The sequence below is a fragment of the Bradyrhizobium sp. Ken01 genome, assembly GCF_055807355.1.
On the sequence record NZ_JBVVPC010000170.1, the window covers coordinates 1 to 327 of the forward strand.

The following is a 327-nucleotide window of genomic DNA, read 5'->3' on the forward strand; positions in this document are numbered from 1 at the left end:
GCCTTGGCGGTGGCTCAGGCCGTTAACGCTTCTGTTTCCGAAACAATGGCTGCGATCGCACTCGGATACGAAATCGCTCTCAGGATCGCGTGCTCTCGTCCTATCTCAACAATCGAGACGTATGCGACTGGACGCTGGGTCGGCTACGGGGCTGCGGCCGCTGTTTCTCGTCTCTTGAGCTTGAATGCAACAGAAACTGCTCATGCCTTGGCGATCGCCGGGTCCGAAGGACCGATCGTGTTCTTAGAGCCAACCGCCAAGTTCGAGGGCAGCACGATCAAGGAAGGGATTCCCCCAGCCGTGGTCGCGGGTATCACGGCTGCCTAC

At 59.0% G+C, this 327-nt stretch carries 1 protein-coding gene; it reads left to right on the top strand.

Features of this window, described 5'->3' with window-relative positions; translation table 11 throughout:
• A partial coding sequence (locus tag AC0L3S_RS39220; RefSeq protein WP_473285318.1) for an MmgE/PrpD family protein occupies nucleotides 1-327 on the top strand: 327 nt, incomplete at both ends.